General features: G+C 41.8%; 12 protein-coding genes. 9 read left to right on the forward strand and 3 right to left on the reverse strand.

The annotated features are described in order from the left end of the window. The first annotated feature begins 158 nt into the window (after window positions 1-158). The 3 genes from AC0NJP_RS08270 to AC0NJP_RS08280 all read left to right on the forward strand — a co-directional run bounded on the left by AC0NJP_RS08270 (window position 159) and on the right by AC0NJP_RS08280 (window position 3,739). Window positions 159-1,262 (forward strand): GGDEF domain-containing protein, encoded by a 1,104-nt coding sequence (locus tag AC0NJP_RS08270; protein WP_474699463.1) that lies wholly within the window; start codon window positions 159-161, stop codon window positions 1,260-1,262. Continuing rightward, a complete protein-coding gene (locus tag AC0NJP_RS08275) occupies window positions 1,259-1,687 on the forward strand; it encodes an N-acetyltransferase (protein ID WP_474699464.1) in 429 nt (142 codons plus the stop codon). The genes AC0NJP_RS08270 and AC0NJP_RS08275 overlap by 4 nt, the downstream gene beginning before the upstream one ends. Before the next feature lie 339 nt (window positions 1,688-2,026). Then, window positions 2,027-3,739: a methyl-accepting chemotaxis protein gene (locus AC0NJP_RS08280; RefSeq protein WP_474699465.1), complete on the forward strand. Its 1,713-nt coding sequence runs from the start codon at window positions 2,027-2,029 to the stop codon at window positions 3,737-3,739. Between the two features lie 172 nt (window positions 3,740-3,911). Here AC0NJP_RS08280 and AC0NJP_RS08285 read toward each other — a convergent pair whose 3' ends face one another. The 3 genes from AC0NJP_RS08285 to AC0NJP_RS08295 form a co-directional block, all read right to left on the reverse strand. Continuing rightward, window positions 3,912-5,315, reverse strand: a complete 1,404-nt coding sequence (locus AC0NJP_RS08285; RefSeq protein WP_474699466.1) for a DASS family sodium-coupled anion symporter — start codon at window positions 5,313-5,315, stop codon at window positions 3,912-3,914. A gap of 15 nt (window positions 5,316-5,330) precedes the next feature. Beyond that, entirely contained in the window at window positions 5,331-6,155 is an 825-nt protein-coding gene (locus tag AC0NJP_RS08290) for a beta-keto acid cleavage family enzyme (protein WP_474699467.1), read from the reverse strand. Window positions 6,156-6,390: 235 nt separating this feature from the next. Continuing rightward, window positions 6,391-7,767 (reverse strand): sigma-54 interaction domain-containing protein, encoded by a 1,377-nt coding sequence (locus AC0NJP_RS08295; RefSeq protein WP_474699468.1) that lies wholly within the window; start codon window positions 7,765-7,767, stop codon window positions 6,391-6,393. A 120-nt stretch (window positions 7,768-7,887) separates the two neighbouring features. On the opposite strand from AC0NJP_RS08295, the gene AC0NJP_RS08300 reads away from it, so the two are divergent. The 6 genes from AC0NJP_RS08300 to corA all read left to right on the forward strand — a co-directional run bounded on the left by AC0NJP_RS08300 (window position 7,888) and on the right by corA (window position 13,729). Continuing rightward, window positions 7,888-8,766, forward strand: coding sequence for an NAD(P)-dependent oxidoreductase (locus AC0NJP_RS08300; protein WP_474699469.1), 879 nt, complete (start codon window positions 7,888-7,890; stop codon window positions 8,764-8,766). A gap of 289 nt (window positions 8,767-9,055) precedes the next feature. Continuing rightward, on the forward strand, window positions 9,056-10,102 hold the full coding sequence (locus AC0NJP_RS08305) for an ABC transporter substrate-binding protein (protein WP_474699470.1): 1,047 nt from the start codon (window positions 9,056-9,058) through the stop codon (window positions 10,100-10,102). 18 nt (window positions 10,103-10,120) lie between these two features. Next, a complete protein-coding gene (locus AC0NJP_RS08310) occupies window positions 10,121-10,900 on the forward strand; it encodes an ABC transporter ATP-binding protein (RefSeq protein WP_474699471.1) in 780 nt (259 codons plus the stop codon). Further along, window positions 10,900-11,691 carry an ABC transporter permease gene (locus AC0NJP_RS08315; RefSeq protein ID WP_474699472.1) on the forward strand — a complete coding sequence of 264 codons (792 nt, stop codon included), beginning with the start codon at window positions 10,900-10,902 and terminating at the stop codon, window positions 11,689-11,691. The genes AC0NJP_RS08310 and AC0NJP_RS08315 overlap by 1 nt, the downstream gene beginning before the upstream one ends. A 215-nt stretch (window positions 11,692-11,906) precedes the next feature. Continuing rightward, complete coding sequence (locus AC0NJP_RS08320; RefSeq protein ID WP_474699473.1) at window positions 11,907-12,641, forward strand: hypothetical protein; 735 nt, start codon at window positions 11,907-11,909, stop codon at window positions 12,639-12,641. A gap of 17 nt (window positions 12,642-12,658) precedes the next feature. After that, window positions 12,659-13,729, forward strand: coding sequence for a magnesium/cobalt transporter CorA (gene corA, locus AC0NJP_RS08325; protein WP_474699474.1), 1,071 nt, complete (start codon window positions 12,659-12,661; stop codon window positions 13,727-13,729). Window positions 13,730-13,774 lie beyond the last annotated feature (45 nt).

The following is a 13,774-nucleotide window of genomic DNA, read 5'->3' on the forward strand; positions in this document are numbered from 1 at the left end:
TTTTTTAGCAGGAGATGGTGTTTTGAAAATAGAAATAACCCATACCTTATATTGTCAAAGGTGTGGGTTATTTCTATTCTTCACCGCTGAGCAAGGGGAGGGGTGGAAGGGGTGAATGAATAATTAACACAATGCTGGTAGTTCAGCTGAATTTTTTTATGGTCATATTATTGTCAAGCATTGCTGTTCATGCTTGGTTTAAGTTAGATAGAAAAGAAACCCTGCATAAGTTGTTTTTAGGATTAATACTCATAACGACATTCATCTTACTATTAGAAATTTTAAGTGTCTTATTGAATTCTACTACGTACATTCATTTTATTACCATACATAAAATAGTGGATACTTTGGGATTTTTGCTGGCGCCATTAGTACCGATTTGTGCAGTATTATATGTATATGAGAGAATGAATAAAAGCACAAGTATAAATAGAAATCAGTTTCTCTGGCTAGGGTTACCTTTGGCGGTAAATAGCATTATATCGCTGGGGTGTTTGAATTTTAATTGGATTTTTTCGATAACGGATGAGAATATTTATGTACGAGGGCCGCTGTTTTTGGTTTCGCCAATCACAAGCTACTTCTATTATTTGGCCAACTTAGTCATTTTATATCGAGCTCGCGCTAAGATTTCGCGAGAAGAAATGGCTATATTGAGTTTGCTTACCCTTATTCCTTCCGTGTTATCAATCTTTCAACTATACTACTTTATCTATCTAACGATTTGGAATAGCGTAGCCATTGCGGTTGTCATTAATTATGTTTTCCTAGTACAAAGTCAGGCGAGGATCGATCCGCTAACACGATTAGGTAACCGCATTGCATATAATGAATACCTTGCAGCCTTGGCTAACAAAAGTAATATTGTTTTGGCCGCAATCAATATTGATTTAGATGATTTTAAGAGTATTAATGATAATTATGGACATCATGAAGGCGATCGAGTGCTGCAACTTTTTGCGAGGCAACTAGAAGAAGTTTTTGAAGGAAAAGGTGCTTTGATTCGTTGGGGCGGTGATGAGTTCATTATATTGATCAATGAGAACCGGCCAGAATTTCTAAAAGGGTATATAGAAATGCTAAACAATCATATTAACGCTTATAATGTTAGCAGCAACAAACCGTATCACATTAAATATAGCTGTGGAATGGCTATTTTTGATAACACCTACAATACGATACACGAACTAATCGAATATAGTGATAAGCTCATGTATGAAGCAAAAAATGAAAAACGTTTAATGAAGAAGGAACCGATATGATTGCAGAATTTAACGCAAATGAAATTGATGAAGTCATGGAGATTTGGCTTAATACCAATATAGATGCTCATGTGTTTATCCCTAAAGAGTATTGGCTTGAAAATTATAGCGTGGTTAAAGAGCAGTATATGCCAATCGCAAATACCTTCGTGTATAAAGTGGATAAGGTTGTTATTGCATTTATTAGTATTATTGACGCCTCATTTATCGGCGCTTTATTTGTAAAAAAGGAATATCAAAGACAGGGAATTGGTTTAAAACTAATCAACTACTGTAAAACTCTATATCCCCTTTTAAAACTAGCTGTTTATGTTGATAATGTGAATTCTGTTGCGTTTTATAAAAGTTGTGGGTTTGTAGTAGAAGCTGAACAAGCGAATGAAAGCTCTGGCTTTAAGGAATATATAATGAGTTGGGGAAAGTAGGAATTGTAAGCTGAAGATAAAAAATACTCGCTAGGTACAACAGACAACAGAAAAAGAGAAGCTCGATAAATGCTTTATTTATCAGGGCTTCTTTTTTTATCACATTGAGCGTTTGTATGGAGATAATTGATCGAATAGTTAGAATTTAGCAATTATTTTTCTTGCTGGGGAAGGATGGGGAGGTGTGATGTCGAATTGTATTCTAAAATGTCAAAAAAGATAGCGGGATTAAATATACGGGGGATAGTCTGGGTAAATGGCACATTCGATAAAGTGGGGAGGGATTTAATTCATTATATTTCAATAGTTCATGAGTAGTGGAGAAGGGAAGTGGCGTAGTTGAATTTTGGAAATTTAGGAATAAAGAAAAAGTTGATTGTCAGTTTTCTTACGGTGGTACTCTTGTCATCATTAGTAAGCGGCTTTGCTATCCTAAAAATATTAGGCATGCGGGATAATGCTAAAGAAGTCAATGATATGTGGTTACCGAGCCTATCTATGATGGCGTGGATGAATGGCGCTGTTTCTGATGTTCCTCGTTTAGTTTCGGCTATTGTGATAGAAACTGATGCCAGTAAAATGGATAAGCTTGAGATAGAGCTGAATCAGTTGCTTAAAGATCTAGAGAAGAATCGAAGAATCTATGAGAAAGATCTCATTAGTGGTACTGAGGAGCGTAAGCTCTATGAGGATTTCTCCCAAAATTGGGGTCTGTATATGGAGAAACTCCCCGGTATCGTAGCGGCCGGAAAGGCGAACGATATTGCTTTATCAGGCCAGCGATTTATTGAAGCGGTTCCAGTTTGGAACAAAGCCAATGATCGCATTTCAGACCTTATTGAATTCAATAATAAAGGGGCTGAAAAAGCAGGGCGGGATTCGCTCGCTGATGCTCAGTCGGCATATATTTGGGTCGCAGTTCTTTCAGTTAGCGTTGCCGTACTTGCAGTTTGTTTTGGGTGGCTTATTGCTCGCATGATAGCTAATCCGTTAATCGTTATGGTAGATCTCATTGAGGAAGTTGCTAATGGTAATCTTGCTATCAAGCAAGTAGAAGTGACGACAAAAGATGAAGTGGGACAGCTAGGAACCGCGTTCAATACCATGAGCACCAACCTACGAAATCTAGTACGACAAGTATCGCAATCAGCTGAACTAGTCGCCTCATCCTCGGAAGAACTAACGGCTAGTGCTGAGCAATCGGCACAGGTGACCAATCAGGTAGCAGTATCTATTTCGGATGTGGCGCAGGGAGCTGATAATCAGGTACGGGCTGTAGGTGAGACCTCTGCAGTCATTGAGCAAATGTCAACAGGCATTCAGCAAATTGCTGTAAACACCAACAATATGGCAGGCATATCTGATAAAACAGCTAATGCAGCCAAGAACGGCAGTACAGCGGTTCAGACAGCTGTGAACCAAATGGTAAACATCGAAAAAACCGTGACGAGTTCGGCTGAAGTAGTGAGTAAATTGGGAGAACGATCCAAGGAAATTGGACAAATTGTAGATACTATATCTGGAATTGCGGGACAGACCAACCTTTTGGCGCTTAACGCTGCTATTGAAGCAGCTCGTGCCGGTGAGCAAGGAAGAGGTTTTGCCGTAGTAGCAGATGAGGTTCGTAAATTAGCAGAGCAATCTCATGAGGCAGCTCAACAAATCGCGAACTTGATTAGAGAAATTCAAGGTGATACAGATAAAGCCGTTGTGGCTATGAATGACGGTACTCGTGAGGTGAAGTTAGGGGCCGAAGTTGTAAATACTGCAGGAAAGGCGTTTGGTGAAATCGAGATGCTGACTAACCAAGTGTCGGAGCAAGCGACCGACATTACGGCGTCAATCCAGCAGATGGTTAGTGCTAGTCAGCAAATTGTGACCTCTGTGCGGGAAGTCGATAAAATAGGTAAAAACATTGCAAGTCAGACGCAGACGGTTTCGGCAGCTACGGAAGAACAATCTGCATCAATGGAACAGATCGCAAGCTCAAGCCAGAGTCTGGCCCACATGGCGCAGGAGTTGCAACATGCCGTTAGTAAGTTTCGGGTATAGTTAGCGAGATAGAAGCGGCGTAGAATAGAGAAGGCGTACTAAATATGGGAAAATATCATTTATAGTGTAAGCAACGATGTAAGAGGAAAAAGAACAAGGAGACGGTAGAACCGTCTCCTTGTTTTATGGCTTTTCTAATTAACATAATGTTGTTTTGCGCGAAAAACCGAATCTACCACAATCCTAAAACCTTCCACCAAGCAAGTCCCACGCCAAGCCAGCAGACTAGATAGACTAGTGACATGGTAAATCCGATACGCCACCAAGTCCCTTGCGACATATAGCCAGCTCCGAAGTAGATGGGGCCGACGCCGTTGCCGTAATGCGTCAGGCAGGAAAAAAAGTTAGAGAAGAAGCCCATTGTCAGAGCCACAAGCATCGGAGGAGCGCCAGCAGCCCCGGCCACAGCAATAAATGCCGGGTACATAGCTACAACATGTCCTGTAATGGAAGCGAAGAGGTAATGGGAATACAGGTAGATTACCAGGATTGCAATTAAGGTCAGCAGCCAAGGAATCCCTACAAGCGAGGCCGTTGCGGCTTTGCTAAACCAAGCAATTAACCCGTGCTTATTTAGCAGGCCAGCAATCGTACTTAATACGCCAACCCATACCATAGCATCCCAAGCGCCATTTTCGTTCAATACGTCTTTCCAAGTTAGTACGTTCGTTACCATCAGAATAGCGCCACTGCCAAGGGCGATGAGGGTCGCGTCGATATTTGTCATAGTAGCCGTAGCCCAGAGCAGAATACTGCCAATAAATACGATGAACATGATCTTTTCATCAGGGGTCATGGGGCCCATTTTTTTCAACTCTTCACGAGCCAAAGTTGGAGCCTCTGGCGTGTTCTTCTGTTCCGGCGGTAGGATATAGTACATGAGCACTGGGATTAGAATCATCGCTAATGTACCGGGAACAAATGCGGCGATGGCCCAGTCCATCCAACTGATTTTCAGTCCGAAAGCTTGCTGCGCAAATACAACCATAACCGGGTTAGCAATCATTGCTGTCAGAAAGAGGCTGCCACTCATGCAGTTGGATTGAAATCCGACTTGCATGAGATAGGCGCCAATTTTTTTTGCGGTCGGCCCAGGCTCCGAATTAAAGGCAGCAGCTAAACTACGGGCAATGGGATATACAATAGCGCCACCGCGAGCGGTAGTAGAGGGGGTAGCAGGACTAAATACATATTCACTTAACATGATGGCAAAACCAAGCTTCATTGCCTTATCGCCGAAGTTCGATATTAAGAGATAGGAAATACGACGTCCCAGCCCCGTTTTACCGAAGCCTCTAGCTAGTAGAAACGCAGACACAATCAGCCAGATTGTTGAATTAGAAAACCCAGCCAGTAATTCGTTGATTGTTGCCAGACCCAGAAATCCCACAAGGCAAAGACTTACCATTGAGATGGCTCCCAGCGGAATGGGTTGGATGATACAGCCCACAATTGTGGCGACGAATACAGCTAGGAGTTTCCAGGCAATGGGTTTAACACCTGTGGGAATGGGGATTAGATAGATCAGCAGGCCGGTGAAGATTACGATAAGCCATTTTTTAATTTGGTCATTCACGTTAAGTCCCCCGTTCTACTGTTTCTTTAACCCTAGAATCTCTCTTGCTTCAGTTGGTGTAGCAATTTCTTTACCCATCGCTAGGACAATATTTTTTATCCGGTTAACGAGGTCAAGGTTTGTAGCTAGGACTCCTTTGGAATAGTATATATTATCTTCTAAGCCGACGCGTACATTGCCGCCGAGTGATAAGGCCATGACGGATAAGCTGACATGATCTTTGCCGATAGCGGAAATGGTCCAGTGGACATCTTTAGGCAAACACTCGAATAAGTAGAACAAGCCCTTCGGCGTTGCTGGTTGTGAACCGGGGACTCCCATTACGAGATTGATTTGGAGCGGTTTAGCAATCAATCCTTTTTCGGCTAATTGAATGGCACTAAATAGCATGGCTGTGTCAAAGACTTCTATTTCCGGCTTCGTTCCATACTGGTTCATTTCGTTGGCTAAATACTTGACTGTTTCCGGATCATTCAAATTTGCTTTGGCGGGAAAGTTCGAGGAGCCTGTTGCTAGACTCGCCATATCAGGAGCTAAACAGATCATTTGACCTCGTTCGGTATAGGAGTTGCCGGCTCTGCCTCCGGTGGAAAGCTGCCGAATAATATCACAGTCTTCATATTTATCTAGTTCAGCCATAATTTCTCGGTAGACATTTACATCAGATGTTGGCTTTCCTTCTTTATCACGGGCATGGATATGGGCTACAGCAGCCCCGGCTTGCCAACATTCATATACTTGGGCGGCAATTTCTGCCGGCGTTACCGGTAAATTCGGGTTCATTTCCTTTGTTGGAACATTTCCAGTAGGGGCAATGGTAATAATGACCTTGTTATTCATCAGGCACACTCTCCTTTAATTTTTTTCATTTATTGCAATTTTGTTGCTATTTATCTTTGCAAGTTATATGCCAACAAAAAAAGCCAGAATGTATCGACAGTTTACTCCAGAGTAATTCCGAATATCTGGAATAATGGATCGAACAAATCGGCTTATTTTTAAGCAGGACAAGTATTTATTTAACAATATATTTATTCTGGTTTTCTGGAATAGTATTCCGGAAGTATAGAATGGTTCAAATGTTATATTTCTTTATCTTTTCATAGAGTGTTGAAACTGAAATTTGCAGCTCTAAGGCGGCTGCTTTTCTGCCCTTTAGCGTTTGATCATGTTTAATAAGCACCTTTCGAATTAACTCTTTCTCATAAGCAAGCATTTGTTCGCCTAAGGACTTTTTTACAGATCGTAGCCCGCTCGCAGGAACAGCGGCAATCAATGCTTGCGGTAAGTGATCGGCTTGAATGGTGTCGCTATCACTAAGCGCCGTAGCCAATTCTAAGGCATTGATTAGCTCTCTGACATTACCGGGCCAAGGGTAGTTTGTAAGAATCTCCAGGGCGTATTCACTGATTTTGAAGTGCTTTTTCCGGCGTTGGCTTATCGCAGCTAATTGGGCTGAAACAATGATTGGGATATCTTCTTTTCGTTCCCGCAGTGGGGGGATCATAATTTGGGCTACATTTAAGCGGTAATAAAGATCTTCACGAAATTTATTTTGAGAAACGAGTTTTTGTAAATCTTGGTTTGTTGCAGCAATTATGCGAATATCTAAGGCGATTTCCTCTTGACCGCCGACGCGGCGGATTCGTTTGTACTGGAGCGCTCGCAGTAACTTTGCCTGTAACTTAAGGGGCATTTCCGCAATTTCATCAAGAAAAATGGTGCCTCCATTCGCTAGCTCAAACAAGCCGACTCGTCCGCCTTTTTTTGCGCCAGTGAAGGCGCCACTGTCGTAACCGAACAATTCACTTTCCAGTAACTCGGCGACAAAGGTTGCACAATTTACTACCACGAAGGCTTCGTTGGTCCGTTCACTGGCCGAATGAATCGCGTGAGCGAACAGTTCTTTGCCTGTACCACTCTCACCAGTCAGCAGAACGGTTGTGTCAGCTCGGGCTATTTTTTTGGCAATTGTGACGATATTTTTCAAGCCGCCGCCATGGCCGACAATGTCATTAAATGAAAAGTACGCATGGTGTAAGCCCTTTACGCCGTCGTGCAGCTCTTTCACTTTTGTTTTCATTTCGGTGAGTTGCTTGATTAACGACTTTACCTCAGTCAAATCTTTCGCAACGGTCACAGCGCCAAGTACTGTACCATTTTCTTTAATGGGCTCGATACTAACAGCATATTCAGCATCGTTAGCTTCTTGCTTTATTACATTCACGATCGCTTCACCGCTTTTTACAACTAAGGGCAGCAAGGCATTGGGGCGAACCTGCAGGATGGGTCGGCCAATAATATCTTCGGCACGAACTCCGGTCATTCGGCACCAAGCGGGGTTTACATATTGCACAATTGTATTCTTATCGGCAACGACAATGCCATCATGAAGTGAAGAAATAACAAGTTTAAACCATTTTTCAATAGAGGCTTCTATTGCTTCGTTCATATCTCTTCCCCTTATTTTCTATGGTATGTATTTTACAATAAATCGAAAGGATTTCACTAGAACGTACTGGAATGGTTATATATTATACTTTTAATAGCTAACGTACAAGGGGGACATCATATGAAACTTGGATTCATTGGATTAGGACAAATGGGCAGACATATGGCACTCAACTTGAGTAAATACGGCGATAAATTTATTGTCTGCGACAAAAGTTCAGCAGCATTTCCTATGTTCGAAGCAAAGGGCATTGAAGTAACTACGAATCAAGTCGATTTAGCGGATTGTCCAATTATTTTCCTCTGTCTACCGAATACAGAAGTGGTGACGGACGTTATAAATCACTTATCGCCCTTACTACAAGCCAATCAAATCATTGTCGATATGAGTACCATTGATTACACGGCAAGTGTAGAGTTAGCCAAGAGTCTGAAAGCTAGAAACGTAGAATTTATTGATGCCCCGGTAACTGGTATGGAGGCGCGGGCTATTGACGCTACTTTGACGATCATGTGCGGCGGCAATAAAGACACCTATGAAACTGTGTTGCCCTATTTCAAATTTATGGGCAACAACGTGCTGCATATGGGGGCGCATGGCGCCGGTCAGCTCACTAAGACCATTAATAATATATTATTTGATATTAATATTTCGGGACTAGCAGAAGTTCTTCCCATGGCCGTTAAACTTGGCCTAGATCCCGAAAGTATTGGCGCCGTTATTAACAGCGGATCAGGCAGAAGTTATGCGTCAGAGTTCTTTATCCCACGTATTCTTGCAGCGAATTTTAAAGATGGGTATCCCTTAAAGCATGCCTATAAAGACCTAGTTGCCGGTGCGACAATTTCGGCGAATCATAGTATTCCTTTGCCAGTAACCCATGCGGCCACGTCAACCTATCAAATGGCTTTACTAAAAGGACTGGGTGACAAAGATAAGGGAGCTATGATCGAAATATTTGAAGAGTTACTTGATACGAAGTTCCGTAAGAAATCGTAAATCGATTTGCCGATACGCGTCTAAAATGTCATGGCTTTGACAAGAACTAAGCAGCAATTCGGGTTGGGATATGAATAATGCACACTCCATAAAGACATCGGTTGTATAATTGCATAAAAATCTTGAAGGTCGCTATAAGCTGTGTTATATTAGTAGGAAATACAAGACCTGCGAGAAAAGTTCTCGTCTTTAACCGGATGAGAACTTTTGCATTCTTAGGGGGAGACAAACAACTAGGAATTTTGTAGGATGGTAGTATGGAGTGGTAATGAAATGGGGGAATTGGACAATGTGTAGAAACGTAGGCAAAGTAGGTAAGGGAATATTGTCAATCCTGGTAGGCGTTTTCTTGGCAGCCCTGTTGCTGACTGGCTGTGGTAAGTCAACTGAGCCGGAAAAAGTTAATGTAGGCTTGTTGAAACTTACGAGTTCCGCGCCCATCTTTATTGGGATTGAAAAGGGCTTTTTTAAAGAAGAAGGGTTAGATTTAAATGTGGAGTGGTTTGAAGCGGCCCAACCTATTGCTGTTGCGACAGCATCTAATAAAGTGGATATTGGTGCGACAGGCATCACGGCTAGCTTGTTTAATATGGTTGGCGGTGGTCAATCGCTGTCTATTGTCGCCGATAAAGGCCGGGAACAGGCGGGATATTCCTCTTCGGCTGTTCTGGTAAGAAAAGCGTTGTGGGATCAAGGAGTAAAAAAAGTTGAGGACCTAAAAGGGAAGCGCATTGGCATTACCCAGAAGGGATCCACTTTTCATTATATGATAGGCCGCTTATTAGAGGAAAAAGGATTAACCCTAGATGATGTAGAGATCGTTTCGCTTGGCAGTATTGGTTCGTTGATGGCCAGCTTGCAAAGCGGGCAAGTTGATGCGGTTATCTTGAATGAACCCAATATTAGTAAGGTCGAATCCGCTGGTTACGGCAAAGTAATGGTACAAGTTGGCGATGTCATGGATTATCAGACTTCAGGGATCTTTTTTTCACCGAAATTTACTAAAGATAAAAATGTAGCGACAAAATTCCTTAAAGGTTATATAAAAGCAACTCGCTACTACTATGATGCGGTACTCAATAAACAAGACGGCAAAGTAGTGCCTGGTGCAAACTATAATGAAGTCGTTGATATTATTGCTAAATATACGGGAGTTCCGGTAGAAGATGTGAAATCCGGGTTACCCTATATTGATCGTGACGGGAAACTGTTAAGTGCCGATATCCAAACACAGATTGACTGGTATGTCAGCCACAAAATGATGGATAAACCGATTAGTGGTTCTCAAGTCGTCAATACAGATCTGTGGGAAGCCGCATTGAAAGAGCTGAAGTAGGGCTTTCAGGAGGATAGAATGAGAGTAATTATTGAAGACGTTCATAAGAGTTTTTCGACGCGAGGGCAAGCGACAGTTGCCCTTGAAAAGATAAATTTTTCGATTGAAGAAAAGGAATTTGTTGTTTTAGTCGGCCCAAGCGGCTGTGGTAAATCGACACTCTTAAATATGGTAGGGGGGCTGCTTAGTCCCACCTCGGGAAAAATTTATGTAGAAGGCTTAACAGTGGATCGCGATCCTTCGATTGGGATTGTCTTTCAGGAAGTGGGCCTTTTTCCGTGGATGACTGTTTCTGAAAATGTGGCCTTTGGTTTAGAAGCCATACAATTACCGCAGGCAGAGCAGCAAAAGCGAGTACAGTATTATACGGAGCTTGTTGGTTTAACGAACTTTAGTCAAGCTTTTCCGCACCAGCTTTCCGGGGGAATGCGCCAGCGCGTTGGAATTGCCAGAGCTTTGGCGATTCAGCCGGACATCCTCCTGATGGATGAGCCTTTTTCAGCCCTTGATGCGCAGTCTAGGACGTTGATGCAGGAAGAGTTGCTGCGGATTTGGCATCAGACGCAGCTAAGTACGCTTTATGTAACCCATAATATTCAAGAAGCCGTCTACTTGGCAGATCGTGTGATTGTTTTGTCGCGGCGTCCTGGCCGCATCGTGAACACGATACCCATTGATTTGCCTAAATTCGGCAGAGATGACAGTCAATATATGACCGCTTTTAATGACTATGCAGAACAAATTTGGCAGATGATCCGTAAGGACGCCCAAGATGCCCTGCAGGAGGGAGACGAATAATGGCTTATCAACGTGAAGTTGTGAATCGTTTAGCTTCTATCGAAAAAGACGCAGGCAAATGGGTTTCTGTCGTGGCCATGTTATTCCTATTTGTGCTTTGGGAATTGATTAGTCGCAGCGGTGTTGTATCAGAATTGTTTTTGCCTGCACCAACCTCCATTTTGCTGACTGGCTGGGATATGGTGACAAGCGGCGAATTACTCATAAATGCGCAAGCTAGCTTGATCCGCATCTTAATTGGGTTCTTGATTGGCAGTACGGCGGGAATTTTAATTGGACTACTCTTAGGATTTTCTAAATTGGCTGATGCTATGGGCAATCCCGTGATTTATGCTCTATATCCTATCCCTAAACTTGCTTTATTGCCATTAATTATTCTTTGGTTGGGCATTGGCGAGTTATCGAAGGTTTTGATTATTGCTCTGGGTGTGTTTTTCCCTGTTGTAATCAACACCTATTCCGGCGTGAAAAATCTTGATCCACTTCTCATCAAGGTTGCGGTTAGTTTCAAAACGACTAAGTACAACATACTTCGTAAGGTGATTTTGCCAGGGGCTATGCCGGTCATTTTTGCTGGATTAAAGCTTGCCGCTGGGACAGCTTTGCTGCTCTTAGTTGCGGCGGAGATGATTGCAGCGAAGGAAGGCATCGGCGCGATGATTTTGCACTATGGCGATCTAATGTTGACAACGAAACTCATGGTTGGAATCTTGACGCTATCGTTGATGGGCGTTATTTTAAATCACTTTTTGCAATGGGTGGAAAAGCGTCTTATTCCCTGGAAAAATTAACTCATACTGTTTTCATAGACATTAAATCGTGGTGCCTGCCTTATAATGAAAATCCATTATAGTGCAGGCGCTTTTTCTTACTCAGAACGATTGTTGGTGAATCTAGTATTAGCTGTGTCAGAAAAACTTTAAGGCTAGAAAGGGAAAAAGCTTTACTTGTCCAATACTGAGAGAAATAGGAGTTTTATATTACAAAATAAGGGAGATGATATGAATTGAAAGCTAAAAGGATTTTTCTATTGTTTACTTTTGTACTATTTTTATCAATGTCAATCTGTCAGGCAGAAGAACGAAAAGATGAATGGAAAAGTCCTAGCTTTAATTTTGGTAGTGTGAAAACTGTAGTTGTTACTATGGCTATTGCTCCTGAAGCAAAGTTCGATGAATTTAGTTCGCGTAAGTTGGAAAATATTTATTTAAATACATTTTTTCAAGATAGAAATAGATGGGCAAAAAGTCATTTTCAATTTATTACGCTAAATCAATTAAAAGATCGAGTTAGTCAGGCGACAGGAGAAAATATTCGACAACTTGAAACGGAAGACCCAGTTCGTTATAAATCCGAAATTGATAAATTTACGCCGATCATAGCAGATGCTGTTTTAAATATTAAAGTAACTGCTTTTGGCTATGACAAACGTTTTGTGCCAGAATCATCTTATACTTACACGGAGCAAGTTGAGTCGGAAGCGGATATGGAGGTTCTAGACTCAAATGGCCGTTGGGTACATAAAAAAATGAAGGTCAGAAAACCGGTAGAGCGAACTGTAGTAACACCGGCTCACTATGATACCTACGCAAATGCCGGAATGGAGTATATTTTGCTTGATAGTAAAACTAATGAAGCAATTTGGATGCTACGTGATATTCGAGAAGCGAATGGGAAAGATCCCATGGGGATGACAGAACGCATTATGAATCGGGCAGCAGATTATATGTTGAAGCTTTAAGATTAGAGGGATCATGCATGAAGAAAAAAAGACGTTCAATAGCTGAAAAGGTGGGACTTCCGCCCGGAACGTTATTACATATTGGTGATGTTTATTCTGAGGAGGTTAAGATTCGCGTAATCCATTATAACGAGAATCTTATCGAGCAAAAGGAGAATCCGCCGCTGGCGCAGTTGAAGGACTTAATGCATCAATCTGGCGTGACTTGGATTGATATTCAAGGATTGAACGCTCAGGTTGTTGCAGATATCGGAATGGAGTTTTCAATCCATCCATTGACCTTAGAAGATATATTAAATACGAATCAACGGCCTAAGTTTGAAGACTATGGCGAATATCTCTGTGTCATTGCCAAGTCCTTAACAATCCAACAAAATCAAATGGGCTATGAGAGTCAACAAATTAGTCTTATTTTGGGAGAGGGATATGTAATCTCTTTCCGGGAGAGGACTGAAGGCATTCATGATGTGTTTTCCGGCGTTTATGAACGGGTTATTCAAGGTCGCGCAAAGTTGAGAACAAGAAAAGCCGATTATTTACTTTATGCTTTGTTAGATAATATGGTGGATCATTATTTTCTTGTATTAGAACGAATAGGAGAAAAAATTGAGACGGTGGAAGAGCAGATTGTTATACATCCCTATGAAAGGCTTTTACAAGAATTACATCAACTGAAGCGAGCTATGTTATTTATTCGCAAGGAAATCTGGCCAGTTAGAGAATTGATTGGCGAACTGGAGCGCGGCGAGTCGGTACATATTCAAGAAGCGACTTATATTTATCTGCGCGATATTTATGATCACGTGATTCAAGTTATAGAAACCGTAGAGATTTACCGGGACATGCTGTCAGGCATGCTGGATATTTACCTATCTAGTATTAGTAACCGTATGAATGAAGTGATGAAATTACTTACAGTAATTTCGACAATCTTTATTCCCTTGACTTTTATTGCGGGCGTCTATGGAATGAATTTTGAAAATATGCCAGAATTGAAATGGCAGTATGGCTATTATGGCGTTTTAGTAGTTATGGTTTGCTTGACTTCGGCCATGGTAATTTATTTCCGAAGAAAGTCCTGGCTGTAATGCCAACCATATCCGTGGGAGATATTGATTATTTTACTTGCAATG

The organism is Pelorhabdus sp. sgz311002, assembly GCF_056134285.1.

Excerpts from the sequence above, each read along its gene's own strand:
- AC0NJP_RS08295 (WP_474699468.1), bottom strand. The coding sequence starts at position 7,767 with ATGAACGAAGCAATAGAAGCCTCTATTGAAAAATGGTTTAAACTTGTT.
- corA (WP_474699474.1), top strand. The coding sequence starts at position 12,659 with ATGAAGAAAAAAAGACGTTCAATAGCTGAAAAGGTGGGACTTCCGCCC.
- AC0NJP_RS08305 (WP_474699470.1), top strand. The coding sequence starts at position 9,056 with ATGTGTAGAAACGTAGGCAAAGTAGGTAAGGGAATATTGTCAATCCTG.
- AC0NJP_RS08290 (WP_474699467.1), bottom strand. The coding sequence starts at position 6,155 with ATGAATAACAAGGTCATTATTACCATTGCCCCTACTGGAAATGTTCCA.
- AC0NJP_RS08270 (WP_474699463.1), top strand. The coding sequence starts at position 159 with ATGGTCATATTATTGTCAAGCATTGCTGTTCATGCTTGGTTTAAGTTA.
- AC0NJP_RS08275 (WP_474699464.1), top strand. The coding sequence starts at position 1,259 with ATGATTGCAGAATTTAACGCAAATGAAATTGATGAAGTCATGGAGATT.
- AC0NJP_RS08310 (WP_474699471.1), top strand. The coding sequence starts at position 10,121 with ATGAGAGTAATTATTGAAGACGTTCATAAGAGTTTTTCGACGCGAGGG.
- AC0NJP_RS08315 (WP_474699472.1), top strand. The coding sequence starts at position 10,900 with ATGGCTTATCAACGTGAAGTTGTGAATCGTTTAGCTTCTATCGAAAAA.
- AC0NJP_RS08300 (WP_474699469.1), top strand. The coding sequence starts at position 7,888 with ATGAAACTTGGATTCATTGGATTAGGACAAATGGGCAGACATATGGCA.